The 25,540-nt window shown below is 62.7% G+C and carries 22 protein-coding genes and 1 pseudogene; 1 reads left to right on the top strand and 22 read right to left on the bottom strand.

All coding sequences use genetic code 11. The features are described 5' to 3' along the window. From rplE to rpsL, 18 genes are all read right to left on the bottom strand, one after another. Complete coding sequence (gene rplE, locus ABIB00_RS09740; protein WP_247341176.1) at positions 1 to 558, bottom strand: 50S ribosomal protein L5; 558 nt, start codon at positions 556 to 558, stop codon at positions 1 to 3. Further along, positions 551 to 865 carry a 50S ribosomal protein L24 gene (gene rplX / locus ABIB00_RS09735; RefSeq protein WP_247341174.1) on the bottom strand — a complete coding sequence of 105 codons (315 nt, stop codon included), beginning with the start codon at positions 863 to 865 and terminating at the stop codon, positions 551 to 553. Before rplX ends, rplE begins: the two co-directional genes overlap by 8 nt. After that, positions 865 to 1,233, bottom strand: coding sequence for a 50S ribosomal protein L14 (gene rplN / locus ABIB00_RS09730; protein WP_007603030.1), 369 nt, complete (start codon positions 1,231 to 1,233; stop codon positions 865 to 867). The genes rplX and rplN overlap by 1 nt, the downstream gene beginning before the upstream one ends. A gap of 83 nt (positions 1,234 to 1,316) precedes the next feature. Beyond that, on the bottom strand, positions 1,317 to 1,565 hold the full coding sequence (gene rpsQ, locus ABIB00_RS09725) for a 30S ribosomal protein S17 (protein WP_247341172.1): 249 nt from the start codon (positions 1,563 to 1,565) through the stop codon (positions 1,317 to 1,319). A 13-nt stretch (positions 1,566 to 1,578) separates the two neighbouring features. Next, the gene (gene rpmC / locus ABIB00_RS09720) at positions 1,579 to 1,785 is read right to left on the bottom strand and encodes a 50S ribosomal protein L29 (RefSeq protein ID WP_007603026.1); all 207 of its coding nucleotides are present in this window, start codon (positions 1,783 to 1,785) and stop codon (positions 1,579 to 1,581) included. A gap of 5 nt (positions 1,786 to 1,790) precedes the next feature. Beyond that, positions 1,791 to 2,204 (bottom strand): 50S ribosomal protein L16, encoded by a 414-nt coding sequence (gene rplP / locus ABIB00_RS09715; protein WP_063982581.1) that lies wholly within the window; start codon positions 2,202 to 2,204, stop codon positions 1,791 to 1,793. A gap of 32 nt (positions 2,205 to 2,236) precedes the next feature. Beyond that, positions 2,237 to 2,959 carry a 30S ribosomal protein S3 gene (gene rpsC, locus ABIB00_RS09710; protein ID WP_247341170.1) on the bottom strand — a complete coding sequence of 241 codons (723 nt, stop codon included), beginning with the start codon at positions 2,957 to 2,959 and terminating at the stop codon, positions 2,237 to 2,239. Between the two features lie 18 nt (positions 2,960 to 2,977). Then, positions 2,978 to 3,364, bottom strand: coding sequence for a 50S ribosomal protein L22 (gene rplV, locus ABIB00_RS09705; RefSeq protein ID WP_092034894.1), 387 nt, complete (start codon positions 3,362 to 3,364; stop codon positions 2,978 to 2,980). A gap of 10 nt (positions 3,365 to 3,374) precedes the next feature. Next, entirely contained in the window at positions 3,375 to 3,653 is a 279-nt protein-coding gene (rpsS, locus tag ABIB00_RS09700; RefSeq protein WP_074116739.1) for a 30S ribosomal protein S19, read from the bottom strand. A 12-nt stretch (positions 3,654 to 3,665) separates the two neighbouring features. Then, positions 3,666 to 4,499 carry a 50S ribosomal protein L2 gene (gene rplB, locus ABIB00_RS09695; RefSeq protein ID WP_247341168.1) on the bottom strand — a complete coding sequence of 278 codons (834 nt, stop codon included), beginning with the start codon at positions 4,497 to 4,499 and terminating at the stop codon, positions 3,666 to 3,668. Between the two features lie 12 nt (positions 4,500 to 4,511). After that, on the bottom strand, positions 4,512 to 4,814 hold the full coding sequence (locus ABIB00_RS09690; protein ID WP_007603019.1) for a 50S ribosomal protein L23: 303 nt from the start codon (positions 4,812 to 4,814) through the stop codon (positions 4,512 to 4,514). Continuing rightward, positions 4,811 to 5,431, bottom strand: coding sequence for a 50S ribosomal protein L4 (gene rplD / locus ABIB00_RS09685; RefSeq protein ID WP_247341166.1), 621 nt, complete (start codon positions 5,429 to 5,431; stop codon positions 4,811 to 4,813). Before rplD ends, ABIB00_RS09690 begins: the two co-directional genes overlap by 4 nt. A 1-nt stretch (position 5,432) precedes the next feature. After that, positions 5,433 to 6,146, bottom strand: coding sequence for a 50S ribosomal protein L3 (rplC, locus tag ABIB00_RS09680; protein WP_247341164.1), 714 nt, complete (start codon positions 6,144 to 6,146; stop codon positions 5,433 to 5,435). Between the two features lie 53 nt (positions 6,147 to 6,199). Then, the gene (gene rpsJ, locus ABIB00_RS09675) at positions 6,200 to 6,508 is read right to left on the bottom strand and encodes a 30S ribosomal protein S10 (RefSeq protein ID WP_002712302.1); all 309 of its coding nucleotides are present in this window, start codon (positions 6,506 to 6,508) and stop codon (positions 6,200 to 6,202) included. Between the two features lie 82 nt (positions 6,509 to 6,590). Next, complete coding sequence (gene tuf / locus ABIB00_RS09670; protein WP_247341162.1) at positions 6,591 to 7,781, bottom strand: elongation factor Tu; 1,191 nt, start codon at positions 7,779 to 7,781, stop codon at positions 6,591 to 6,593. A gap of 40 nt (positions 7,782 to 7,821) precedes the next feature. Then, complete coding sequence (fusA, locus tag ABIB00_RS09665) at positions 7,822 to 9,894, bottom strand: elongation factor G (protein ID WP_247445972.1); 2,073 nt, start codon at positions 9,892 to 9,894, stop codon at positions 7,822 to 7,824. Between the two features lie 30 nt (positions 9,895 to 9,924). Then, positions 9,925 to 10,395 carry a 30S ribosomal protein S7 gene (gene rpsG / locus ABIB00_RS09660; protein WP_247341158.1) on the bottom strand — a complete coding sequence of 157 codons (471 nt, stop codon included), beginning with the start codon at positions 10,393 to 10,395 and terminating at the stop codon, positions 9,925 to 9,927. Between the two features lie 15 nt (positions 10,396 to 10,410). Next, complete coding sequence (rpsL, locus tag ABIB00_RS09655; protein ID WP_007603006.1) at positions 10,411 to 10,782, bottom strand: 30S ribosomal protein S12; 372 nt, start codon at positions 10,780 to 10,782, stop codon at positions 10,411 to 10,413. A 664-nt stretch (positions 10,783 to 11,446) separates the two neighbouring features. On the opposite strand from rpsL, the pseudogene ABIB00_RS09650 reads away from it, so the two are divergent. Next, positions 11,447 to 12,683, top strand: a pseudogene (locus tag ABIB00_RS09650) (FAD-dependent oxidoreductase). Here ABIB00_RS09650 and ABIB00_RS09645 read toward each other — a convergent pair. The 4 genes from ABIB00_RS09645 to rpoB all read right to left on the bottom strand — a co-directional run bounded on the left by ABIB00_RS09645 (position 12,611) and on the right by rpoB (position 25,460). Further along, positions 12,611 to 14,632, bottom strand: coding sequence for an ABC transporter ATP-binding protein (locus ABIB00_RS09645; protein WP_354104157.1), 2,022 nt, complete (start codon positions 14,630 to 14,632; stop codon positions 12,611 to 12,613). The pseudogene ABIB00_RS09650 and the gene ABIB00_RS09645 overlap by 73 nt on opposite strands. Positions 14,633 to 14,764: 132 nt before the next feature. Continuing rightward, entirely contained in the window at positions 14,765 to 16,825 is a 2,061-nt protein-coding gene (locus ABIB00_RS09640; RefSeq protein ID WP_354104156.1) for an FAD-dependent oxidoreductase, read from the bottom strand. A gap of 194 nt (positions 16,826 to 17,019) precedes the next feature. After that, entirely contained in the window at positions 17,020 to 21,216 is a 4,197-nt protein-coding gene (gene rpoC, locus ABIB00_RS09635) for a DNA-directed RNA polymerase subunit beta' (RefSeq protein ID WP_247445977.1), read from the bottom strand. Positions 21,217 to 21,344: 128 nt separating this feature from the next. Then, positions 21,345 to 25,460 (bottom strand): DNA-directed RNA polymerase subunit beta, encoded by a 4,116-nt coding sequence (rpoB, locus tag ABIB00_RS09630; RefSeq protein ID WP_354104155.1) that lies wholly within the window; start codon positions 25,458 to 25,460, stop codon positions 21,345 to 21,347. Between the last annotated feature and the right edge of the window lie 80 nt (positions 25,461 to 25,540).

The following is a 25,540-nucleotide window of genomic DNA, read 5'->3' as shown; positions in this document are numbered from 1 at the left end:
TCACTGCCGGAACGGGAAATTGAAAGCGGTCAACAAGGCCCTCGCCTCGTCGTCGGTCTTGGCCGTGGTGCAGACGGTGATGTCCATACCGCGCGATTCCGTGACCTTGTCGAAGTCGATCTCGGGGAAAATGATGTGTTCCTTGAGGCCGAGCGAATAGTTGCCGCGACCGTCGAAGCTCTTCGGATTCAGGCCACGGAAATCTCGGACGCGCGGCAGCGCGACCGTCACCAGGCGATCGATGAACTCGTACATGCGGGCCTTGCGCAGCGTGACCTTGCAGCCAATCGGCTGGTTCTCACGCAACTTGAAGGTCGCGATCGCGACGCGCGAATAGGTCACGATCGCCTTCTGGCCGGCGATCTGGGTCAATTCGGCAGCGGCGTTCTCGGCCTTCTTCCGGTCGTTGACGGAATCGCCAACGCCCATGTTCAGCACGACCTTGTCGAGACGCGGAACCTGCATGACGTTATCATAACCGAACTTCTCGGTCATTTCCGTCCGGATCTTCGCGTCGAATTCCGCGCGCAGGCGCGGCGTGTAAGCGGCCTCAGCCATCGATCTCAGCTCCCGAGCTCTTGGCGATGCGGACCTTCTTGCCGTCCGCCAGAATCTTGAATCCGACGCGGGTCGGCTTTCCGTCCTTGCCGACATACGCGATGTTGGACAGTTGGATCGGCGACTCTTTCGAGATGATGCCGCCCTCCTGGGCCTGCGTCTGCTTCTGGTGACGCTTGACCATGTTGACGCCACGCACGAGCGCGGTGCCGGCATCGGGGCGCACTTCGAACACCTCGCCGGTGCGACCCTTATCGCGGCCGGTCAGCACGATGACCTTGTCGCCTTTGCGGATTTTCGCGGCCATCACAGCACCTCCGGCGCGAGCGAGATGATCTTCATGTGGTTCTTGGCGCGCAGCTCGCGCGGCACGGGCCCGAAGATACGGGTGCCGACCGGCTCGGACTGATTGTTGATCAGAACGGCAGCGTTCCGGTCGAAGCGGATGACCGAACCGTCAGCGCGGCGGATGTCCTTGCGGACGCGCACCACGACGGCCTTCATCACGTCGCCCTTCTTCACCTTGCCACGCGGAATTGCTTCCTTGATCGAGACGACGATGATGTCGCCGATCGTGGCGTAGCGGCGCTTGGAGCCTCCGAGCACCTTGATACACATGACACGGCGTGCGCCAGAATTGTCGGCCACGTCGAGGTTGGTCTGCATCTGAATCATTGATGCACCTCGTCCTCTTCTCTTTGCGCCAGCCCAGCCGGCGCTCAACATTTCCCTGAAGTCAGTCGGCTAAAGCCAACAGATCAGGCGCTTTTCTTGTGTTCGCCCCGGATCACGACCCAGCGCTTCAACTTCGAAACCGGCTTCGATTCCTCGATCCACACCATGTCGCCCGGCTTGAACTCGTTGCTCTCGTCGTGCGCGTGGTAGTTCTTCGAACGGCGGATCGTCTTCTTGTAGATCGGGTGTGTGAAGCGGCGATCGACGCGCACCACGATGGTCTTGGCTTGCTTGTCGCTGACGACCACGCCCTGCAAAGTACGTTTCGGCATCTTCGTTAGCCTCTTACTTCTTCTTCGCGCGCGTCTGCGCGGCGACGGTCTTGATCCGGGCGATGTCACGGCGGGCCTCGCGCAGGCGCGAGGTGTTCTCGAGCTGCCCGGTGGCGCGCTGGAAGCGCAGGTTGAAACGCTCCTTCTTCAGGTTCAGGATGGCGTCATCCTGCTGATCGGGGCTCAACGCGCGGATGTCTTCGATCTTCATCTGGGCCATGGCCATTACTCCGCAATGCGCTCGACGAAGCGCGTCTTGATCGGCAGCTTGGCTGCCGCCAGGGTCAGCGCTTCACGCGCGGTCTGGGTGTTGACGCCGTCGATCTCGAACAGCACCCGGCCCGGCTTGACGCGCGCGACCCACAGTTCCGGCGCGCCCTTGCCGGAGCCCATGCGGACTTCGGCGGGCTTCTTCGACACGGGAACGTCGGGGAACACGCGGATCCAGACGCGGCCGGCGCGCTTCATGTGGCGGGTCAGCGCGCGGCGAGCGGCTTCGATCTGGCGCGCGGTGACGCGCTCAGGCTCGGTCGCCTTCAGGCCGAACTGGCCGAAGGCCAACGTCGCGCCCGAAGACGCAACGCCGTGGATACGGCCTTTATGCGCCTTCCGGAACTTCGTCTTCTTAGGTTGCATCATGGCTTCAAGCCCTCAAATTCTCTGTGCTGGCCTCAGGCCGCGTTGTCTCGGCGCTGCCGGCCGCCGCGATCGCCGCCGCCACCAGTCTCGCCTTCGGCCATTCTCTTGTCCTGGGCCATCGGATCGTGCTCGAGGATCTCGCCCTTGAAGATCCAGACCTTGACGCCGCAGGTGCCGAAGGTCGTGAACGCGGTCGCAACGCCGTAGTCGATATCGGCGCGCAGCGTGTGCAGCGGCACGCGACCTTCGCGATACCACTCCATGCGCGCGATTTCCGCGCCGCCGAGACGCCCCGAGCAGTTGATGCGGATGCCTTCCGCGCCGAGACGCATCGCCGACTGAACGGCGCGCTTCATGGCGCGGCGGAACGCCACGCGGCGCTCCAGCTGCTGCGCGATCGATTCCGCCACCAGCGTCGCATCGAGCTCCGGCTTGCGGATTTCGACGATGTTGATGACGACGTCGGACGAAGTGATGTCCGCGACCTTCTTGCGCAGCTTGTCGATGTCGGCGCCCTTCTTGCCGATCACCACGCCCGGACGAGCCGAGTGGATGGTGACGCGGCACTTCTTGTGCGGACGCTCGATCACGATGCGGGCGACAGCCGCCTGCTTGAGCTCCTTGTGCAGGATCTCGCGGATCTTGACGTCCTCGTGCAACAGCTTGCCGTATTCCTGCTTGCCGGCGAACCAGCGGGAATCCCAGGTCCGGTTGATGCCGAGACGCAGACCGATCGGATTGATCTTTTGACCCATCGTGTGCTCCTGCGTCCCTTAAGCCGCTGCTTCGGCTTCGACCTGACGAACGATGATCGTCAGCTGCGAAAATGGTTTGTAGACACGGCCCGAGCGGCCACGGCCGCGGGCGGCAAAGCGCTTCATCACCAGGCCGTTGCCGACGAAGGCCTGCGCCACGACGAGATCGTCGACGTCGAGGTCGTGGTTGTTCTCGGCATTCGCGATAGCCGATTCCAGGCACTTCTTCACGTCAACCGCGATCCGCTTGCGCGAAAACTGCAGGTCGGCAAGAGCAGAAGCCGCCTTCCGGCCGCGAATGAGCTGGGCGACCAGGTTGAGCTTCTGCGGGCTCACCCGAAGCATCCGGGCGACCGCCTTGGCCTCGTTCTCGGCGAGGCTCCGTTCGCGCTTAGGTTTGCTCATCGTTTAATCCTCAAGCCCTCTTGGCTTTCTTGTCGCCGGAGTGGCCATGGAAGGTCCGGGTCGGCGAGAACTCGCCGAACTTGTGACCGACCATTTCCTCGTTGACGGCCACCGGCACGTGCTTCTGACCGTTGTAAACGCCGAAGGTCAGGCCTACGAATTGCGGCAGGATCGTCGAGCGACGGCTCCAGATCTTGATGACGTCGTGACGGCCGGACGCGCGCGCGGCATCTGCCTTCTTGAGCAGAGAACCCTCGACGAACGGGCCTTTCCAGACTGAACGAACCATGTCCGGCGATCCTTACTTCTTCCGCTTGTGGCGGCTTAGGAGAATGAATTTGTTGGTCGACTTGTTGGAGCGGGTCTTCTTGCCCTTGGTCGGCTTGCCCCACGGCGTGACCGGGTGGCGACCGCCCGAGGTCCGACCTTCACCACCGCCGTGCGGATGGTCGATCGGGTTCATCGAAACGCCGCGGTTGTGCGGCTTGCGGCCCAGCCAGCGGTTGCGGCCGGCCTTGCCGATCGAGGTGTTCATGTGATCCGGGTTCGACACCGCGCCGATCGTGCCGCGGCAACGGCCGTGCACCAGGCGCTGCTCGCCCGAATTCAGACGGATGATCACGTAGTCCTGGTCGCGACCGACGAGCTGGGCATAGGTACCCGCGGAACGGGCGAGCTGGCCGCCCTTCCCGATCTTGAGCTCGATATTGTGGATGATCGTGCCGACCGGCATGTTGCCGAGCGGCATGACGTTGCCCGGCTTCACGTCAACGTAGTTGCCGGCGATGATGGTGTCGCCCACGGCCAGGCGCTGCGGCGCCAGGATGTAGGCCTGCTCGCCGTCCTGATATTTGATCAGCGCAATGAAGCCGCTGCGGTTCGGATCGTATTCCAGCCGCTCGACGGTCGCGGGAACGTCGATCTTCTCACGCTTGAAATCGACGGTGCGCAGCGTCCGCTTGTGACCACCGCCACGGAAGCGCACGGTGATGCGACCGGTGTTGTTGCGGCCGCCAGAGGAATGCTTGCCTTCGGTGAGCGCCTTGACCGGCTTGCCCTTGTAGAGAGCCGAACGATCGACCATGACCAGCTGGCGCTGGCCCGGCGTCGTGGGATTGAATGTCTTCAGTGCCATCGTCGTGCGACCTTACAGACCGGTGGTCACGTCGATCCGGTGACCCTCTTCGAGAGTCACGATCGCGCGCTTGGAGTTCGACTGCGAGCCGAGATTGCCGCGGAAGATCTTGGTCTTGCCCTTGCGGACCAGCGTGTTGACGCTCTTGACCTTGACGTCGAACAGCTTCTCGATCGCTTCCTTGATCTGCGGCTTGGTCGCCTTCGCGGCCACCTTGAACAGCACCTTGTTGTGCTCCGAGGCGATCGTCGCTTTTTCGGTCACGACCGGCGACAGGATCACGTCGTAATGGCGAGGCTCGATGTTCTTCGTCATTTGAAGCGCGCCTCCAGCGCATCGATGGCGGCCTTGGTCAGAACAAGCTTCCGACGGCGCAGGATGTCATAGACGTTGATGCCCTGGATCGGCAGCACGTCCATGTTTGGGATGTTGCGGGCAGCAGCGGCAAAGCCGTTGTTGAGCTCGGCACCATCGATGATCAGCGCGTTGGTCAAGCCCAAGCCGGAGAAGTGGCCCAGCAGCGCCTTGGTCTTGGCAGCTTCAAGCGCGGCCTTGTCGATCACGACGAGATCGCCGTCCTTGGCCTTGGCCGAGAGCGCATGCTTGAGAGCGAGCGCACGGACCTTCTTCGGCAGGTCGGTGGCGTGCGAACGCACCACCGGACCGAAGGCACGACCGCCGCCGCGGAACTGCGGCACACGGGCCGAACCGTGACGAGCACCGCCGGTGCCCTTCTGCTTGTACATCTTCTTGCCGGTGCGCCAGATCTCGGCGCGGCCCTTGGTCTTGTGCGTACCGGCCTGGCGCTTGTTGAGCTGCCACTGCACGCAACGTGCAATGATATCCTGGCGCGGCTCGAGGCCGAAAATGGTGTCGGAAAGCTGGACCGAGCCGGCTTCCTTACCTTCGAGGGTCGTGACCTTCAATTCCATCTCACGCCTCCTGCGCAGCCGGAGCAGCGTCCGCTTCGCCAGCAACCTTGAACTTGCCGGGCTTCGGAGCTTCCTTCGGCAGCGGCTTCTTGACAGCGTCGCGCACGCGGATCCAACCGCCCTTGGAGCCGGGAACGGCGCCTTCGACGAGGATCAGACCGCGCTCGACATCGAGTTGGACAACTCGAAGGTTGAGCGTGGTGATGCGGTCGACACCCATGTGGCCGGCCATCTTCTTGTTCTTCCAGGTCTTGCCGGGGTCCTGACGGCCACCGGTCGAACCGATCGAACGGTGCGAGACCGACACGCCGTGGGTGGCGCGCAGACCGCCGAAGTTCCAGCGCTTCATACCGCCGGCAAAACCCTTACCGACCGAAGTACCGGTGACGTCGACGAACTGACCGACGACAAAGTGGTCGGCCAGGATCTCGGCACCGACGGGGATCATCTGATCCGCGGAGACGCGGAATTCCTCGACTTGCCGCTTCGGCTCGACCTTGGCGACCGCGAACTGGCCGCGCTCCGCCTTGGGCATGTAAACGGTCTTGCGGCTGCCAGAACCAAGCTGGAGAGCGACATAACCGTTCTTCTCTTCAGTGCGGTGGCCTAAGACCTGGCAATTGCCGAGCTTCAGCACGGTCACGGGGATATGTTCGCCGGCCTCTGTAAAGACCCGCGTCATCCCGACCTTTTGTGCGATCACTCCGGAGCGCATCGGCGTGCTTCCTGTTCTTTCTGTCCGCTAGGTGCGAACGTGATCCAAAAATCTTAGAGCTTGATCTCGACGTCGACACCGGCGGCCAGGTCGAGCTTCATCAAAGCATCAACGGTCTGCGGGGTCGGATCGACGATGTCGAGCAGGCGCTTGTGGGTGCGCATCTCGAACTGCTCGCGGCTCTTCTTGTCGACGTGCGGCGAACGGTTGACGGTGAACTTCTCGATGCGGGTAGGCAGCGGAATGGGTCCGCGGACCTGCGCGCCGGTGCGCTTCGCCGTGTTCACGATCTCGCGGGTCGACGTATCGAGGATACGATGGTCGAACGCCTTGAGACGGATACGAATGTTTTGGCCGTTCATTGCCGTGGTCTCTCTTCAGTGGGGTGGCGAATAGCGAATAGCGAATGTCACATTCGCTATTCGCCGATCCCTATTCTCGTAATTACTCGATGATCGAGGCGACGACGCCGGCGCCGACGGTGCGGCCGCCTTCGCGGATCGCGAAGCGAAGCTTCTCTTCCATCGCGATCGGCACGATCAGGTGCACTTCCATCGCGATGTTGTCGCCCGGCATCACCATCTCGGTACCTTCCGGCAGATGCACGACACCGGTCACGTCGGTGGTGCGGAAGTAGAACTGCGGACGGTAGTTGGTGAAGAACGGAGTGTGGCGACCGCCCTCTTCCTTGGTGAGGATGTAGGCCTCAGCCTTGAACTTGGTGTGCGGCTTGACCGAACCCGGCTTGCACAGCACCTGGCCGCGCTCGACGTCCTCGCGCTTGGTACCGCGAAGCAGCGCGCCGATGTTGTCGCCGGCCTGGCCCTGATCGAGCAGCTTGCGGAACATTTCGACGCCGGTGACGGTCGTCTTCTGCGTGGCGCGCAGACCGACGATCTCGATTTCCTCGCCGACCTTGACGATACCGCGCTCGACACGGCCGGTCACGACGGTGCCGCGGCCCGAGATCGAGAACACGTCTTCAACCGGCATCAGGAACGGCAGGTCGACCGGACGCTCCGGCTGCGGGATGTACTCGTCGACGGCCTTCATCAGCTCGAGGATGGCCTCGTGGCCGAGCTTCTTGTCGGAATCTTCGAGAGCAGCGAGCGCCGAGCCCTTGATGATCGGAATCTTGTCGCCCGGGAAGTCGTACTTCGAGAGCAACTCGCGGACTTCGAGCTCGACGAGCTCGAGCAGCTCCGGATCGTCGACCATATCGCACTTGTTGAGGAACACGACAAGCGCAGGCACGCCGACTTGGCGGGCGAGCAGGATGTGCTCGCGGGTCTGCGGCATCGGGCCGTCAGCAGCCGACACAACCAGGATTCCGCCATCCATCTGGGCGGCGCCGGTGATCATGTTCTTCACGTAGTCGGCGTGGCCGGGGCAGTCGACGTGCGCGTAATGGCGGTTCTTGGTCTCGTACTCGACGTGCGCCGTCGAGATCGTGATGCCGCGCGCCTTCTCTTCCGGCGCCTTGTCGATCTGGTCGTACGCCGTGAACGTCGCACCACCCGCTTCGGCGAGGACCTTGGTGATCGCCGCGGTCAGCGACGTCTTGCCATGGTCGACGTGACCGATGGTGCCGATATTACAGTGCGGCTTGTTACGTTCAAACTTTGCTTTGGCCATTTGACTCTCCGTTCAATCGTCAGTTCGAGACCGACGACAATCAGGCAAACTTCTTCTGGACTTCTGCCGACACGTTGGCCGGCGCTTCTGCGTAGTGGTCGAACTGCATGGTGAAGGTCGCGCGACCCTGGCTCATCGAGCGCAGGTTATTCACGTAACCGAACATGTTCATGAGCGGCACCATCGCGTTGATGACGTTGGCGTTGCCGCGCATGTCCTGACCCTGGATCTGACCGCGCCGGGAATTCAGGTCGCCGATGACCGAGCCGGTGTAGTCTTCCGGGGTCACCACTTCGACCTTCATGATCGGCTCGAGCAGGACGGACTTGCCCTTCTGCAAGGCCTCGCGAAATGCAGCACGCGAAGCGATTTCGAAGGCGAGCGCCGACGAGTCGACGTCGTGATACTTGCCGTCGACCAGCGTCACCTTGACGTCCACGACCGGGAAGCCGGCGACCACGCCCGAACCCATCACGCTGTTGAGGCCCTTTTCGACGCCGGGGATGTATTCCTTCGGCACCGAACCGCCAACGACCTTGGATTCGAACTCGTAGCCCTTGCCGGGCTCGTTCGGCTCGACCACGATCGACACTTCGGCGAACTGGCCGGTACCGCCGGTCTGCTTCTTGTGGGTGTACTTGACTTCGGCCTTCTTGGTGACGCGCTCACGGAACGCCACCTGCGGCGCACCGATGTTCGCGTCGACCTTGTAGGTACGACGGAGGATGTCGACCTTGATGTCGAGATGCAGTTCGCCCATGCCCTTGAGGATGGTCTGGCCGGACTCCTGGTCGGTCGACACGCGGAAGGACGGATCCTCCGCGGCGAGCTTCGCCAGCGCCACGCCCAGCTTTTCCTGGTCGGCCTTCGACTTCGGCTCGATCGCGATCTCGATGACCGGCTCGGGGAATTCCATCTTTTCGAGGATCACCGACTTGTCGGGATCGCACAGCGTGTCACCGGTGCGCGCTTCCTTCAGGCCAGCCAGCGCGACGATGTCGCCGGCATAGGCTTCCTTGATGTCTTCGCGGTTGTTCGCATGCATCAGCAACATGCGGCCGATGCGCTCCTTGCGGTCGCGCGTCGAATTGATGACGCCGGTACCCGACAGCAGCGTGCCGGAATAGATGCGGCAGAAGGTGATGGTGCCGACGAACGGGTCGTCCATGATCTTGAACGCCAACAGAGCCAGCGGCTCCTTGTCGTCCGGCAGACGAACGATCTCGTTGCCGTCTTCATCGACGCCCTTGATGGCGGGCACGTCGACCGGCGACGGCAGGTAATCCACGACCGCGTCGAGCAAGGGCTGCACGCCCTTGTTCTTGAACGCCGAGCCGCACAATACCGGGAAGAACGCGCCAGTCAGCACGGCCTTGCGGATCAAGCGCTTCAACGTCGCCTCTTCGGGCTCCTTGCCATCGAGGTAAGCGGCAAGAACTTCGTCGTCGAGTTCGACGGCGGCTTCCAACAGCTTCTCGCGATATTCCTTGGCCTTCTCAACCATGTCCTCGGGAATATCGATGTCGACGAACTTGGCGTCGAGCTTCTCTTCTTCCCAGACCACGCCCTTCATACGAACGAGATCGACCAGGCCCTTGAAGTTGTTCTCGGAGCCGATCGGAAGTTGGATCGCGATCGGCTTTGCGCCGAGACGATCGATAATGTCCTGCATGCACTTGTAGAAGTCGGCGCCGGTCTTATCCATCTTGTTGGCGAAGACGATGCGCGGAACCTTGTACTTGTCACCCTGACGCCAGACGGTCTCGGTCTGGGGCTCGACGCCCTGGTTGGAGTCGAGCACGCACACGGCGCCGTCGAGCACGCGCAAGCTGCGCTCGACTTCAATGGTGAAGTCGACGTGGCCGGGCGTGTCGATGATGTTGAGACGCTTGCCTTCCCAGAACGCGGTGGTCGCGGCCGACGTAATCGTGATGCCGCGCTCCTGCTCCTGCTCCATCCAGTCCATCGTCGCGGCACCTTCGTGCACTTCGCCGATCTTGTGGCTCTTGCCGGTGTAATAGAGGATGCGCTCGGTAGTCGTGGTCTTGCCGGCATCGATATGTGCCATGATACCGAAGTTGCGGTAATTCTCTATGGCATGAACGCGGGGCATGGAGTGTTCCTTAGATTCCGTGTGTCGCCGTTACCAGCGATAGTGCGAGAAGGCGCGGTTGGCTTCCGCCATCCGGTGCACGTCTTCGCGCTTCTTGACGGCGTTACCCCGGTTGTTCGACGCGTCCAGGAGCTCCGCAGAGAGCCGCTCGGTCATCGTCTTCTCGTTGCGATCGCGCGCAGCCGAGATCAGCCAACGAATGCCCAGCGCCTGACGGCGCACCGTGCGAACTTCGACCGGAACCTGGTAGGTCGCGCCACCGACGCGGCGGGAGCGCACTTCGATCGTCGGCATGACGTTCTCGAGTGCCTGCTCGAACACGCCGAGCGGGCTCAGCTTGGTCTTGCTTTCGATGAGGCCGAACGCACCGTAAACGATGCCCTCAGCGACCGACTTCTTGCCGGCGTACATCACCGAGTTCATGAACTTCGTGACGATGATGTTCCCGAACTTCGGATCGGGAAGGACTTCACGCTTTTCAGCAGAATGGCGACGAGACATGGACTTGGTTCCCGCTTACTTCGGACGCTTGGCGCCGTACTTCGAACGACGCTGCTTACGGTTCTTGACGCCCTGGGTATCCAGAACGCCGCGGAGGATGTGGTAGCGCACGCCGGGCAAGTCCTTGACGCGACCGCCGCGGATCATGACCACCGAATGCTCCTGGAGGTTATGGCCTTCACCGGGGATGTAGCCGATCACCTCGAAGCCGTTGGTCAGGCGCACCTTGGCGACCTTACGAAGCGCCGAGTTCGGCTTCTTCGGGGTCGTGGTGTAGACGCGCGTGCAAACGCCGCGCTTCTGCGGGGACTGCTGCAGCGCCGGCACCTTCTTACGCGACTTCTGCACTTCCCGCGGTTGAGCGATCAGCTGGTTGATCGTCGGCATCCTGGCCTTACCCTTTTGTGTTCGCCGCAGCCCCTTTCGGGTCCGCTGTCTTGCCGCGGCCCGTCACCGGGTCCGCAAATTCTCCGGACTACCCGCCCGAGGGGCCGCCTTCCGCGGACAAACCGCACAAAGCGAAATCGCGCCAACCACTCATCACTGAGCGGAAAGCGCTTCGACGCCACAGAGGACCGCGACATTTGGACCGGTCAGCTTAAAGCTGCGGCCCGCGCATCGAGGTCATGCATCCGAATTCGATCTCGAGAGAACATGCTCAAGAGACCTAAAATCGCACTGGCATTGCCTAGCTATGATCGACAGCGTTTGAGCGGCATTCGTCGAGGTTGGTGCCCGCCTTGGTAACCCCAGAGGGATCAAGTGGGTGGCCCGTTCCGACGCTGGCGATGCTCACCGCCTGTCGTTAAGTGGCCGCTTTCTATAAGTGGGTGTCGGTCAAGTCAAGACGAAACGACAGTCAGAAGCGCTTCCCGCGCCTGTCGAAAACGCTTTCTGGCCGCCTCGCTGCGTCCTCCCGATATGGGAACGAAGAGCATGCTCCGCTACTGGAACCTATTTACATCCGGGTCAAATATACTTTTATAACCCTCGCTAAGGCTTTTTTTTCTGTTGGAGCGTCAATGTGCCGCCTTCGGCAGAGATTTGCGCCATGCGGTACACGGACATTGCCATTATCGGCGAGGGATTGTCCGGCTCGACCGCCGCCGCGATGCTCGGCCGTAGCGGCATGTCGACCGTCTTGATTGATCCGCATGAGAGCTATTCGGCGGACTTTCGAGTCGAAAAAATCAGCGGTCACACGCAACTCGAGCGATTCTTGCGGACTGGAATCGCCGAATCGGTGCTGCGCCGCGCGACCTTCGTGGGCGAGAACTGGATCGCGCGATTCGGCCGCCTCCTCGACAAGGCGCCAAGCCGGCAGTTCAACATCCTCTACGATTCGCTCGTCAACGCCGTCCGCGACGAAATTCCTGCCGGCGTCGAGCGCATCTGCGCCAAGGCCGTTTCGGTCGAGACGAGCGCGGAGCGGCAGAAGATCACTCTCTCCAACGACGAGCTGATCTCCGCCCGGCTGGTCGTGCTCGCCAACGGCCTCAACGTCGGCCTGCGCCATCAGCTGGGAATCGCGCGGAAAATCGTTAGTGCCTGCCATTCGATTTCGATCGGGTTCGACGTGGTGCCCGCGGGACGGGATTCGTTCGACTTCCCGGCGCTGACCTATTTCTCGGAACGGCCGAGCGACCGCATCCCCTACCTCGCTGTTTCCGATCGGCACGCGGATGCGCGCCAATCTGTTCGTCTATCGTGGCTTCGACGATCCTTGGCTACGTGAGCTGCGCCGCGCGCCAGCCGAGACGCTGAACGTCGCGCTGCCACGGCTCAAGCGCATCACCGGCCCATTCGAAATTCCCGGTGAGCTGAAAATCCGCCCGGTCGATCTCTATGTGAACGATGCAAGCGGCCAGCCCGGCCTGGTGCTGGTGGGCGATGCCTTCTCGACCTCCTGCCCCGCCGCCGGCACCGGCTGCGACAAGGTCTTCACCGACGTCGAGCGGCTCTGCAACGTCTACATCCCGCAGTGGCTGGCCTCCGACGGGATGGATACAAGCAAGATCGCGGCCTTCTACGCAGATCCGGTCAAGCGGGAGTGCGATGAATGGTCGGCGGCGAAGGCGTTCGACTTCCGCTCGGTCTCGATTGCGACAAGCCCCTACTGGACGGCGCAGCGCTGGGCACGCTTCATTGCCTGGTCGGTTCAGGGGCTATTGCGGCCGCTTGGAGGCGCAGTTCATCTGGAGCCGAACTTCCTCGGTCACTCCTCGTCGTCGTCCTCATCATCCTCGTCGAGGTCGTCTCCATCCTCGTCGCTGTCCTCGTCGACGTGAGCCGCCGCGCCATGCGGCTGGTGGGTCTGGTCGTTCCACAGCTTGCGATAGGTGCCGTTCGTGGCCAGCAGCTCGGCATGCGAGCCGCGCTCGATCGCCCTGCCCCCTGAAATCACGATGATCTCGTCCATCTCGACCACCGAGGACAGGCGGTGGGTCGACCAGATCATGGTGCGGCCCTTGGCGACCTTCAGCAGCGTGCGGTTGATCGCGGCTTCCGTGGTCTGGTCGAGTGCCGAGGTGGCTTCGTCCAGCAGCAGCACGGAGGGATTACGGATGACCGCGCGCGCGATCGCGATACGCTGGCGCTGGCCGCCCGACAAGGTATCGCCGCGCTCGCCCACCGACGTGTCGTATCGCTGCGGCAGGCTCATGATGTAGCGGTGGATCTCGGCCTTCCTGGCCGCCTCCTCCACCTCCTCGTCGGTCGCGCCCTCCTTGCCGAGCCGGATGTTCTCGCGGATCGACATGTTGAACAGCATGTTCTCCTGGAACACCACCGCCATGCTCCGGCGCAGCGAATCCAGTGTCACCTTGCGGACGTCGACGCCGTCGATGGTGACGCGCCCCTCGTCCGGCACGTAGAGCCGCAGGATCAGGTTCAGCAGCGTGCTCTTGCCGGAGCCCGAGGGGCCGACGATGGCGATGCGCTTGCCGACATTGAGCTTGAGGCTGAGATTGTCCAGCACCGGCGTCTGGCTGCCTTGGTACTGGAACGACACGTGGTCGAAGGTGATGTCGTTGGTGATGCGCGGCAGGTCGGGCGCGCCAGCACGATCGGCGCTGCGCGTCGGCTCGTCGAGCAGCTCCTGCATGTGACGGATCGCGGCTGCCGAGGAGATCGACACGGGAATGAAATGCATCACATGGGCGATGTTGTAGGACACCTCCCAGAACGCGCTCTCGAAGGTGACGAAGGTGCCGATGGTGATCTGGCCCTTGGTCGCCAGATACGCACCGATCGCGAGCACGACGATATGCAAGAGCAGCACCGAGATGGTGACCGTCCGCTCCACCATGGTCGACAGGAACGCCGCCGAGGCCATCCTGTTTCGTGTCTCGTCGTTGCGGAACTTGAAGAAGCCGAACATCCGGCGCTGCAGGCTGAAAGCCTTGATCACGGCCTGCGCCGCCACGTTCTCCTGCACCATGCCGAGCAGCGCGGACTCGTTGAGCTTCTGCTCGTAGTTCGCCTGAACAGCCTTCGGCGTGAGCATGCGCGGACCGATCAGCGTGATCGGAAACACCAGCAGCGCAACCACCGCGAGCTGCCAGTTCAGGAACACCATCAGGATGATCCCCGCGATCAACTCCAGGAACGGCAGTGCCGCGCTGTTGGCAAAGGTCTTGACCGAGCCCTCGAAGGCCGCGAGGTCGACGGAGAAGCGCGACAGGATTTCGCCGCGCTTGGTGCGGCCGAAATAGGCCGCCGGCAGGTCCTGGACATGCTCGAACAGCCGTTTGCGGACGTCGGAGATGATGCAGGCCGCGAGCCGCGCATCCCAGCGCTCGTACCAGATCGCGACGATCGAGGTGAAGATGCCGGCGACCGCGAGCACGCCGAGGATCTTGTACAGCGCCTGGAAATCCTCCTCGCCGAGCGCATCGTCGATCAGGAACTTCAGGCTGAGCGGCATGATGACGTTGAACAGCGTCTCGACGAAGACGCCGAACGCCACGAATGACAGCATCCGCTTGTAGTTCGTCAGATAAGGTTTGACGAAACCCAGGATGGTCGCGAGCGCGCCGGCGGCTTCGCGCGCGGTAAAGACGACGAGATCCTCGTCCTCATCGTCGTCATCGAGCTCCAGCTCGTCATCCTCCTCTTCTTCATCGTCCTCGTCTCCTTCGAGATCCGGCTTGGCAGTGGAGGCGAGCTTGTCGTCGAGCTCGGCCGCGTCTTCCGCGGCAAGCTTCTGGTTGTCGGGCGAGAGAGGCTTGGATGCCATGAAACCAACCGATGCTGACGGCCGGCATGACCGCAGAGAAAGCAGAAAATAGCGGCAACCGCCATTGCACCGATTCTATGCGATCAAGATGAATTCGGCAAAACAATTGGCGAAGGCGCCCGCTCGAAGCGGCTAGTCGTCTTCCTCGTCCTCGACCTTGTCGAAAAAGGAATAGCGCAAGGAGTCGGCGTCGGCATACCACTGACCCGGGCCCTTGTTGGCGGCGAGCGTCGCCTCCCAGAGCGCGTCGCTGCAGTCCTTGCGGTGCATCGACAGGTCGAAGCCGTTGCCGAAGAACAGCTCGGACCATTCCCACCAGGTGCCGAGCTTCTTGACACCGCGCAACAGGTCATAGCGGTCGATCACCACTGAAGCCATGTCCGAGGTGATCGAGCCGAACACGAGGCCGGTCTTGACCACGCGGTTCAGCTCCCGGATCGCGCGGACCACCTGCTTCGGGGAAACGTGGCAGAGGCTGGTCTCGAACACGAAATCGAACGCGCCGTTCTTGAACGGCATGTCGGTGATCGAGCCGAGCTTGTTGTATTTCTTCAGCGCCTTCGGCGTTTTGGCGTGGATGGCGCGGTTGTTCTCGATGCCGAAGGCGTCGATGCCGCGATCGCGCAGCGCACCGACCAGCTCACCGCTGGCCGAGCCCGCGACCAATAGCTTGGCGCCCTCGGTCTTGCCCCAGACGATGCCGATCAGCTTGGCCAGGTAATCGGGATCGGTGAAGTGACGCCACGCCTCGCCGTAGGGGCCGAGGCCGCGATAGTTCTCGAAATACTCGCGATCGACCTTGTCGGAGAGCGGCTTGTCGTCCTGCGCGCGCTCGCGGCGCAGGCGCATCATCTCGGTCAGGATGATGTCGGTCGCCGCGTCGGAGGAATCGAGCAGGCCATTCAGCGTCGAGTCGAACAGATAGTCGCCGACCACCACGATGCCGGGGTGCTCCTTCGGCTCGGGCCGGTGATTGGTCATGACGTCGCGCACGGGCAGACCGCCCGGAATCGCGTTCACCGACGACAGCCAGCGGTGGATCTTGCCTTCCATGCAATGCGCGCGCGCGTCGCCGAGCGAGGCCGGCAGCGATTTCAGCGCGGCATCGATCAGCTCCTGGTCCGACAAATTGGCGAAGGCCAGCGCATCGGAGCCGGGAATCAGCCAGTTCAAGACGCCGTGCTTGCCGACGTCGTGGCGCGCGCCCTCGTTGTAGACGCAGCAGCCACCGAAGGCCTCCGACATGAACCACGCGCCGACGATCTTGTCGCCCCAGAACGGCGTGTCGAACAGGATCGAGACGCGGAGGTAGTGCGCGGGACGGTCGAAGTAGGAGACGTGCTTGACCATCGACTTGCGGAGCTGCTCGCCTTCCCAGCCGACGGTGGAAAGCCAGGAATGCGGCAGGCACATCAGCACGAGATCGAAGTCCCGCGTCTCCGGTCCCTTGCCGTTCATCATCTTGAGCTGGTAGCGGCCGGTCGGCGCCTTGCCGACGGTGAGCACGCGGTGATTGAGCTGGATATTGGCGTTGACCTCCGACTGCAGGCATTCGATCAGCTGCTCGTTGCCGTTCTGGATGGAATAGAGGCCGATATAGCCGTCGACATCCATCAGATAGTTCTTGAGCGCGTTGAGGCCGTTGGTGTTGTGACTCTCGGTAGCGAGGTCCGAGCGCGCCATCACCTTGAAGAAGCGCTTTGCTGTTTCGTCCTCAACCTCCTCGTCGAGCACCTGCTCGGCGGTCTTGTAGGCCCAGGGGTTCTCGTTGTCGTGCGCGCCGACACCCTCGTAATATTCGATCGGCGTCATCGTCTCGGCGCAGCGCTTGCGGAACGATTCGATCGCGTCCGCGGTCTTGGCGCCGTATTTGCGGCGCATGCCCGGCACGTCGTCGAGGAGTTCGCCGCCGAACTGCACCTGCTCGGCATCCATGGGAATGGTCTGTAGTCCGAAATGTTGGATCAGCTCGCGCAGCGGATCCGGCCCGGTCATCGAGTAGTCGTAGATCTCGGCGACGCCAGCCTCGTACATCGCGGGCGCGGAATCGAATTTGCGCGTGACGATCTTGCCGCCGAGCCGATCGGACGCCTCGTAGATGGTGACGCGGCAGAGGTCCCCGAGCTTGCGTTTCAGGTACCAGGCGCTCATCAGCCCACCGGGGCCGCCGCCTACGATTGCGAGATCAAGCATGTCAGATCCGTGGTCTCCGGCCCCGCCCCCGTCACGGGACCCCACCGGTCTAAACTCCCCTAGCAGAAGCGCTTTTGCGGCTGAAGGAAAGATGAACAAATGTTGATCCTGCACCGCAGCAGGCAAACAAAGCAGCAAAAAGGCCGGCTTGCGCCGGCCTTTTCATTGTTCTCGGTAGTCCTACGGATGAACGATCATTCCGCGGGCGGCAGCGCCATCGGCTCGACTTCCGGCGCGGGCGACACGACGGCCGCCTGCTTCTCGCGCTCGTCGAGGATCATCTTGTCGCGCTTCACGGCGACTTCGCGGATCTTGGCCATGGAGGCGCCGGTGCCTGCCGGGATCAGCCGGCCGACGATAACGTTCTCCTTGAGGCCTTCGAGCGGATCGACCTTGCCGTTGACCGCCGCTTCCGTGAGGACGCGGGTGGTCTCCTGGAACGAGGCCGCCGAGAAGAAGGAGCGGGTCTGAAGGCTCGCCTTGGTGATGCCGAGCAGAACCGGCGTTGCCGTGGCGATCTTCTTGCCCTCTTCCTTGGCCTTCGCGTTGATCTGGTCGAACTCGATCTTGTCGATCTGTTCGCCCGAGATCATGTCCGTGTCGCCCTGGTCGGTGACTTCCACCTTCTGGAGCATCTGACGGACGATCACCTCGATGTGCTTGTCGTTGATGAGCACGCCCTGGAGCCGGTAGACTTCCTGGATCTCGTTGACCAGATAGGCCGCGAGTTCCTCGATGCCCTTGACCGCCAGAATGTCGTGCGGCGCCGGATTGCCTTCCACGATGAAGTCGCCCTTTTCGACGACGTCGCCGTCCTGAAGGTGGATGTGCTTGCCCTTCGGGATCAGGTACTCGCGTGCCTCTTCGGTCTTGTCCATCGGCTCGATCGAGATGCGACGCTTGTTCTTGTAGTCGCGCCCAAACCGGATGGTGCCCGCGATTTCGGCGATGATCGCCGCATCCTTCGGACGCCGTGCCTCGAACAATTCCGCCACCCGCGGCAGACCGCCGGTGATGTCACGCGTCTTGGCGCTTTCGGTCGAGACACGGGCGAGGATGTCGCCCGCCTGGACCTTGGCTCCGATGTCGACCGACAGAATGGCGTCGACCGACAGCATGTAGCGAGCATCGCCGCCACGGGCGAGCTTGAGCACCTTGCCGTCCTTGCCCTTGATCACGATGGCCGGACGCAGGTCCGCGCCGCCGCGCATCGAGCGCCAGTCGATGACCACGCGCTTGGCGATACCGGTGGCCTCGTCGAGCGTTTCCGAGATCGACTGTCCCTCGACCAGATCCTCGAAGCCGATGGTGCCTTCGACCTCGGTGAGGAGCGGACGGGTGTAGGGATCCCACTCGACGATACGCTGGCCGCGCTTGACCATGTCGCCCTCGTCGATGTGCAGGCGCGAACCGTACTGAATACGGTGCGTCGCACGCTCGGTGCCGTCGGCATCGACGATCGCGATCACCATGTTGCGGACCATTGCGACCAGGTGGCCGTCGCTGTTGCGGGCGATGGCCTTGTTCCTGATCACGATCTTGCCGTCGAAGTTGGATTCGACGAACGACTGCTCGTTGAGCTGCGCCGCACCACCGATGTGGAAGGTGCGCATGGTCAGCTGGGTGCCGGGCTCGCCGATCGACTGCGCCGCGATGACGCCGACGGCTTCGCCGTGGTTGACCGGCGTACCGCGGGCGAGGTCGCGTCCGTAGCACATGCCGCAGATGCCGTTGACGAGCTCGCAGGTCAGAGCCGAACGGATCTTCACCTCCTGCACGCCACCCTGGTGGATGGCATCCAGATGGCTCTCTTCCATCAGCGTACCGCGCTTGAAGATCACCTTGCCCGAGCTGTCACGCACGTCTTCGCAGGCCGTGCGGCCCAGGATGCGCGAGCCGAGCGAGGCGACCACGGTGCCGGCATCGACGATGGCGCGCATCTTGATGCCGAGCTTGGTGCCGCAGTCGTTCTGCGTGATGATGCAGTCCTGCGCGACGTCGACCAGACGACGGGTCAGATAGCCGGAGTTCGCGGTCTTCAACGCGGTGTCCGCGAGACCCTTACGGGCGCCGTGGGTCGAGTTGAAGTACTCGAGCACCGAGAGGCCTTCCTTGAAGTTCGAGATGATCGGCGTCTCGATGATCTCACCCGACGGCTTGGCCATCAGGCCGCGCATGCCGGCGAGCTGGCGCATCTGGGCCGGCGAACCGCGGGCACCGGAGTGAGCCATCATGTAGATCGAGTTGATGTCGGCATCCGCCCCGCTCGCCGTCTTCTTGGTCGAGGAGATCTCCTTCATCATCGCCTTGGCGATTTCTTCCGTGGCCTTCGACCAGGCGTCGACGACCTTGTTGTACTTCTCGCCATGGGTGATCAGGCCGTCGTTGTACTGCTGCTCGAAATCCTTCGCCAGCGTACGGGTGGTGTCGACGATCTTCCACTTGGAGTGCGGCACGACCATGTCGTCCTTGCCGAACGAGATGCCGGCCTTGAACGCGTTGTAGAAGCCGAGCGCCATGATGCGGTCGCAGAAGATCACCGTCTCCTTCTGGCCGCAGTGGCGGTAGACCTGGTCGATGACGCCGGAGATTTCGCGCTTGGTCATCAGCTTGTTGATGATCTCGAACGGAACCCGCGGATTCCGCGGCAGCAGGTTGCCCAGCATGACTCGGCCAGCGGTGGTTTCGATCCAGCGCTTGGAAATCTTGCCGGTCTCGTCAATGCCTTCCCACCGGTACCTGATCTTGGTGTGGAGGTGGATGACCTTCGCGTGCAGTGCGTGCTCGAGCTCAGCCATCTCGCCGAAGATCTTGCCCTCGCCGGGCAGGCCTTCGCGCATGATGGAGACGTAGTAGAGACCGAGCACGATGTCCTGCGACGGCACGATGATCGGCTGGCCGTTCGCCGGATGCAGGATGTTGTTGGTCGACATCATCAGGACGCGCGCTTCCAGCTGCGCCTCAAGCGACAGCGGAACGTGCACTGCCATCTGGTCGCCGTCGAAGTCGGCGTTGAACGCGGCGCAGACCAGCGGATGGAGCTGGATCGCCTTGCCCTCGATCAGCACGGGCTCGAACGCCTGAATGCCGAGGCGATGCAGCGTCGGCGCGCGGTTCAGCAGCACCGGGTGCTCGCGGATGACCTCGTCCAGGATGTCCCAGACCTCGGGCCGTTCCTTCTCGACCAGCTTCTTCGCCTGCTTCACCGTGGTGGACAGGCCCTTGGCATCAAGCCGCGAGTAGATGAACGGCTTGAACAGCTCGAGCGCCATCTTCTTCGGCAGGCCGCACTGATGCAGGCGCAGCTCGGGACCGACCACGATCACCGAACGGCCCGAATAGTCGACGCGCTTGCCGAGCAGGTTCTGACGGAAGCGGCCCTGCTTGCCCTTGAGCATGTCGGCGAGCGACTTCAGCGGACGCTTGTTGGCACCGGTGATGACGCGGCCGCGGCGGCCGTTGTCGAACAGTGCGTCGACGGCCTCCTGAAGCATGCGCTTCTCGTTGCGGATGATGATGTCAGGCGCGCGCAGCTCCATCAGCCGCTTCAAGCGGTTGTTGCGGTTGATGACGCGGCGGTAGAGGTCGTTGAGGTCCGAGGTCGCGAAGCGGCCGCCGTCGAGCGGCACCAGCGGACGCAGGTCCGGCGGGATCACCGGGACCACGGTCATGATCATCCATTCCGGCTTGTTGCCGGAGTGGCGGAACGCTTCCACGATCTTCAGGCGCTTGGCGAGCTTCTTGTGCTTGATGTCGGAGTCGGTCTCCTGCATCTCCGCGCGCAAGGTCAGTTCGAGCTTCTCGAGATCCATGCCCTTGAGCAACTCTCGGATCGCTTCCGCGCCGATCATGGCGGTGAAGGAATCCTGGCCGTACTCGTCCTGCGCCTTCAGATACTCGTCTTCCGACAGCAGCTGACGGTCCTTCAGCGCGGTGAGGCCCGGCTCGAGCACGACGTAGTATTCGAAGTAGAGAATCCGCTCGAGATCCTTGAGCGTCATGTCGAGCAGGAGGCCGATGCGCGAGGGCAGCGACTTCAGGAACCAGATGTGGGCAACGGGGGCTGCGAGCTCGATATGGCCCATGCGCTCGCGCCGGACGCGCGACAGCGTGACCTCGACCGAGCACTTCTCGCAGATGATGCCCTTGTACTTCATGCGCTTGTACTTGCCGCACAAGCACTCGTAGTCCTTGATCGGCCCGAAGATGCGGGCGCAGAACAGGCCGTCGCGCTCGGGCTTGAAGGTACGGTAGTTGATGGTTTCCGGCTTCTTGATCTCGCCGTACGACCAGGACAGAATCTTCTCAGGGCTCGCGATCGAGATCCGGATCTGGTCGAAGACCTGAGCCGGCGTCGTCGGATTAAAGAGATTCATAATTTCTTGGTTCATCGTCTTCTCCTCGCGTGCCGGTCGCCTCCGGCAGCAAATTCGAAAATCACTATGCGGGGCGCCCTGCCCTCGCGACTCGGGGACTAGGCGCCGATGCCCGGCCGTTCAGGCCGGGCATGAGGGTCGTCTTACTCGGCCGCTTCCGCCGTCCCCGGTCCGACCTTGGAATTGTGCAGGTCGACGTTGAGGCCGAGCGAGCGCATTTCCTTGACCAGCACGTTGAACGATTCCGGAATACCGGCCTCGAAGGTGTCGTCGCCACGCACGATCGCCTCGTACACCTTGGTACGGCCGGCGACGTCGTCCGACTTCACGGTCAGCATTTCCTGGAGCGTGTACGCCGCGCCGTAAGCCTCGAGCGCCCACACTTCCATTTCGCCGAAGCGCTGGCCGCCGAACTGCGCCTTGCCGCCCAGCGGCTGCTGGGTGACGAGCGAGTACGGACCGATCGAACGCGCGTGGATCTTGTCGTCGACGAGATGGTGCAGCTTGAGCATGTAGATGTAGCCCACCGTCACCTTGCGATCGAAGGCATCGCCGGTGCGGCCGTCATAGACGGTCGACTGACCCGAAGCGTCGAGACCGGCAAGCTTCAGCATCTCCTCGATGTCCGCTTCCTTGGCGCCGTCGAACACCGGCGTCGCGATCGGCACGCCGCGGCTCAGATTGTGGCCGAGCTCGATCAACTCGTTGTCGTTGAGCGACTTGATCGTCTCGTCCTCGCCGTAGACCTTCTTCAAGGTTTCCTTCAGCGGCTTGATGTCCTGCCTCGACAGGTAGGCATCGACCGTCTGGCCGATACGCTTGCCGAGGCCGGCACAGGCCCAGCCGAGATGGGTCTCGAGGATCTGTCCAACGTTCATGCGCGAGGGCACGCCGAGCGGATTGAGCACGATGTCGGCATGCGTACCGTCTTCGAGGAACGGCATGTCCTCGATCGGCACGATCTTCGACACCACGCCCTTGTTGCCGTGGCGGCCGGCCATCTTGTCGCCGGGCTGGATCTTGCGCTTCACCGCGACGAAGACCTTGACCATCTTCATCACGCCGGGCGGCAACTCGTCACCGCGCTGAAGCTTTTCGACCTTGTCGAGGAAGCGCTGTTCCAGCCCCTTCTTCGACTCGTCGTACTGCTTCCGCATGGCCTCGATCTCGGCCATCAGCTTGTCGTTCGGCGAAGCGAACAGCCACCACTGCGACTTCGGGTACTCCTCGAGCACCGCACGGGTGATCTTGGTGTCCTTCTTGAAGCCCTTCGGACCGGCGATGCCCTGCCGTCCCTCGAGCAGCTCGGCAAGACGGTTGTAGACGTTGCGGTCCAGAATCGCCTGCTCGTCGTCGCGGTCCTTGGCCAGACGTTCGATCTCTTCCCGCTCGATCGCCAGCGCACGCTCGTCCTTGTCGACGCCGTGACGGTTGAACACGCGCACTTCGACGATGGTGCCCTGCACGCCCGGAGGAACGCGCAGCGAGGTGTCGCGAACGTCGGAAGCCTTTTCACCGAAGATGGCGCGCAGGAGCTTTTCTTCCGGCGTCATCGGGCTTTCGCCCTTCGGAGTGATCTTGCCGACCAGGATGTCGCCGGCGCGCACTTCCGCGCCGATGTACACGATACCGGCTTCGTCGAGGTTCTTCAGCGCTTCTTCCGACACGTTCGGAATGTCGCGGGTGATCTCCTCGGGCCCGAGCTTGGTGTCGCGGGCCATCACCTCGAACTCCTCGATGTGAATCGAGGTGAAGACGTCTTCCTTCACGATCCGCTCGGAGAGCAGGATCGAGTCTTCGAAGTTGTAGCCGTTCCACGGCATGAACGCGACCAGCACGTTGCGGCCGAGCGCGAGCTCGCCGAGATCGGTCGACGGGCCGTCGGCGATGATGTCGCCCTTCTTGACGATGTCGCCGACCTTCACCAGCGGACGCTGGTTGATGCAGGTCGATTGGTTCGAGCGCTGGTACTTCATCAGCCGGTAGATATCGACGCCCGACTTGGTCGGATCGAGATCTTCCGTGGCGCGGATGACGACACGGGTTGCGTCGATCTGGTCGATCACGCCCGAACGGCGCGCCGCGATCGCAGCACCCGAGTCACGCGCAACCACGCCTTCCATGCCGGTGCCGACGAACGGCGCCTCGGCACGAACCAGCGGCACCGCCTGGCGCTGCATGTTCGAGCCCATCAGCGCGCGGTTGGCGTCGTCGTTCTCGAGGAACGGGATCAGCGCGGCTGCGACCGAAACGAGCTGCTTCGGCGACACGTCCATGTAGTCGACCTTGTCCGGGGTCACCGGCAAGACTTCGCCGGCGTGACGGCAGACCACGAGATCTTCGGTGAAGCGGCCCTTCGGATCGAGCGGCACGTTGGCCTGCGCGACCGTGTAGCGACCCTCTTCCATCGCCGAGAGGTACACGACCTCGTCGGTGACGCGCCCGTCCTTGACCTTGCGGTAAGGCGTCTCGACGAAGCCGTACTTGTTCACGCGCGCGAAAGTCGCGAGCGAGTTGATCAGGCCGATGTTCGGACCTTCCGGCGTCTCGATCGGGCAGATGCGGCCGTAATGCGTCGGATGCACGTCGCGCACCTCGAAGCCGGCGCGCTCGCGGGTCAGACCGCCCGGTCCAAGCGCCGAGAGACGGCGCTTGTGGGTGATCTCCGACAGCGGGTTGGTCTGGTCCATGAACTGCGAGAGCTGCGAAGAGCCGAAGAACTCGCGCACGGCGGCGGCCGCCGGCTTCGCGTTGATCAGGTCCTGCGGCATGACCGTGTCGATGTCGACCGAGGACATGCGCTCCTTGATCGCGCGCTCCATGCGGAGCAAGCCGATGCGGTACTGGTTCTCCATGAGCTCGCCGACCGAACGCACACGGCGGTTGCCGAGATGGTCGATGTCGTCGATCTCGCCCTTGCCGTCGCGCAAATCCACCAGCGTCTTGATGACGGAGAGGATGTCTTCCTTGCGCAGCGTGCGCTGGGTGTCGGGCGCATCGAGGTCGAGGCGCATGTTCATCTTGACGCGGCCGACCGCGGAGAGGTCGTAACGCTCGCCGTCGAAGAACAGCGACTGGAACATTGCCTGCGCCGAATCCAGCGTCGGCGGCTCGCCCGGACGCATCACGCGGTAGATGTCGAACAGCGCGTCCTCGCGCGTCATGTTCTTGTCGGCCGAAAGCGTGTTGCGGATGTAAGCGCCGACATTGACGTGGTCGATGTCGAGCAGCGGCAGCTCCTTGTAGCCGTGCTCATTGAGAGCCTTCATCGACTTGTCGGTGATCTCTTCACCGGCTTCCGCGTGGATCTCGCCGGTCTTCGGATTGACGAGGTCCTCGGCGATGTAGTTGCCGACGAGCTCCGCATCCGACAGGCGCAGCGCCTTCAGGCCCTTCTCCTGCATCTGGCGCGCACCGCGCACGGTGAGCTTCTTGCCGGCTTCGAGCACGACCTTGCCGGTATCGGCGTCGATCAGGTCGTTGATGGTCGAGTAGCCGCGGAAACGATTGGCGTCGAACGGAACACGCCAGCCTTCCTTGATCCGCTTGTACTGGATCTTCTTGTAGAAGGTGCTGAGGATCGCCTCGCCGTCGAGGCCGAGCGCGAACATCAGCGACGTCACCGGAAGCTTGCGGCGACGGTCGATACGCGCATAGACGATGTCCTTGGCGTCGAACTCGATGTCGAGCCATGAGCCGCGATACGGGATCACCCGGGCGGCGAACAGCAGCTTGCCCGAGGAATGGGTCTTGCCCTTGTCGTGGTCGAAGAACACGCCGGGCGAGCGGTGCATCTGCGAGACGATGACGCGCTCGGTGCCGTTGACGATGAAGGTGCCGTTCATCGTCATGAGCGGGATGTCGCCCATGTAGACGTCCTGCTCCTTGATGTCCTTGACCGACTTCGCGCCGGTTTCCTCGTCGATATCGAACACGATGAGGCGCAGCGTCACCTTGAGGGGTGCCGCGAAGGTCATGCCGCGCTGGCGGCACTCGTCGACGTCGTATTTCGGCGGCTCGAACTCGTAGCGGACGAATTCCAGCATCGAGGTGCCCGAGAAGTCAGAGATCGGGAACACCGAGCGGAACACTGCCTGCAAGCCCTCATCGGACCGCCCGCCCTGGGGCTCGTCGACCATCAGGAACTGGTCATAAGATGCCTTCTGAACCTCGATGAGGTTCGGCATCTCGGCAACTTCCTTGATGTGTCCGAAGAACTTGCGAACGCGTTTGCGACCGGTGAATGTCTGCTGCGCCATCGTGGCCTCTCATTTTCGGCGCCCGATCTGGGCGCGCCGTCCGGAACGCGGCTACCGCCGCTCCCCGGGTTGAATTTTTC

The sequence above is a fragment of the Bradyrhizobium sp. LB14.3 genome (assembly GCF_040547985.1).
Taxonomy (GTDB): domain Bacteria; phylum Pseudomonadota; class Alphaproteobacteria; order Rhizobiales; family Xanthobacteraceae; genus Bradyrhizobium.
Note: the sequence above shows the minus strand (reverse complement) of the source record. Positions and strands in the feature narration are given on the sequence as shown.

What these genes read in the sequence shown, in the direction of transcription:
- rplE (WP_247341176.1), bottom strand. Translation starts at nt 558, where the DNA reads ATGGCTGAGGCCGCTTACACGCCGCGCCTGCGCGCGGAATTCGACGCG.
- rplX (WP_247341174.1), bottom strand. Translation starts at nt 865, where the DNA reads ATGGCCGCGAAAATCCGCAAAGGCGACAAGGTCATCGTGCTGACCGGC.
- rplN (WP_007603030.1), bottom strand. Translation starts at nt 1,233, where the DNA reads ATGATTCAGATGCAGACCAACCTCGACGTGGCCGACAATTCTGGCGCA.
- rpsQ (WP_247341172.1), bottom strand. Translation starts at nt 1,565, where the DNA reads ATGCCGAAACGTACTTTGCAGGGCGTGGTCGTCAGCGACAAGCAAGCC.
- rpmC (WP_007603026.1), bottom strand. Translation starts at nt 1,785, where the DNA reads ATGGCCCAGATGAAGATCGAAGACATCCGCGCGTTGAGCCCCGATCAG.
- rplP (WP_063982581.1), bottom strand. Translation starts at nt 2,204, where the DNA reads ATGATGCAACCTAAGAAGACGAAGTTCCGGAAGGCGCATAAAGGCCGT.
- rpsC (WP_247341170.1), bottom strand. Translation starts at nt 2,959, where the DNA reads ATGGGTCAAAAGATCAATCCGATCGGTCTGCGTCTCGGCATCAACCGG.
- rplV (WP_092034894.1), bottom strand. Translation starts at nt 3,364, where the DNA reads ATGAGCAAACCTAAGCGCGAACGGAGCCTCGCCGAGAACGAGGCCAAG.
- rpsS (WP_074116739.1), bottom strand. Translation starts at nt 3,653, where the DNA reads ATGGTTCGTTCAGTCTGGAAAGGCCCGTTCGTCGAGGGTTCTCTGCTC.
- rplB (WP_247341168.1), bottom strand. Translation starts at nt 4,499, where the DNA reads ATGGCACTGAAGACATTCAATCCCACGACGCCGGGCCAGCGCCAGCTG.
- ABIB00_RS09690 (WP_007603019.1), bottom strand. Translation starts at nt 4,814, where the DNA reads ATGACGAAGAACATCGAGCCTCGCCATTACGACGTGATCCTGTCGCCG.
- rplD (WP_247341166.1), bottom strand. Translation starts at nt 5,431, where the DNA reads ATGGAATTGAAGGTCACGACCCTCGAAGGTAAGGAAGCCGGCTCGGTC.
- rplC (WP_247341164.1), bottom strand. Translation starts at nt 6,146, where the DNA reads ATGCGCTCCGGAGTGATCGCACAAAAGGTCGGGATGACGCGGGTCTTT.
- rpsJ (WP_002712302.1), bottom strand. Translation starts at nt 6,508, where the DNA reads ATGAACGGCCAAAACATTCGTATCCGTCTCAAGGCGTTCGACCATCGT.
- tuf (WP_247341162.1), bottom strand. Translation starts at nt 7,781, where the DNA reads ATGGCCAAAGCAAAGTTTGAACGTAACAAGCCGCACTGTAATATCGGC.
- fusA (WP_247445972.1), bottom strand. Translation starts at nt 9,894, where the DNA reads ATGCCCCGCGTTCATGCCATAGAGAATTACCGCAACTTCGGTATCATG.
- rpsG (WP_247341158.1), bottom strand. Translation starts at nt 10,395, where the DNA reads ATGTCTCGTCGCCATTCTGCTGAAAAGCGTGAAGTCCTTCCCGATCCG.
- rpsL (WP_007603006.1), bottom strand. Translation starts at nt 10,782, where the DNA reads ATGCCGACGATCAACCAGCTGATCGCTCAACCGCGGGAAGTGCAGAAG.
- ABIB00_RS09645 (WP_354104157.1), bottom strand. Translation starts at nt 14,632, where the DNA reads ATGGCATCCAAGCCTCTCTCGCCCGACAACCAGAAGCTTGCCGCGGAA.
- ABIB00_RS09640 (WP_354104156.1), bottom strand. Translation starts at nt 16,825, where the DNA reads ATGCTTGATCTCGCAATCGTAGGCGGCGGCCCCGGTGGGCTGATGAGC.
- rpoC (WP_247445977.1), bottom strand. Translation starts at nt 21,216, where the DNA reads ATGAACCAAGAAATTATGAATCTCTTTAATCCGACGACGCCGGCTCAG.
- rpoB (WP_354104155.1), bottom strand. Translation starts at nt 25,460, where the DNA reads ATGGCGCAGCAGACATTCACCGGTCGCAAACGCGTTCGCAAGTTCTTC.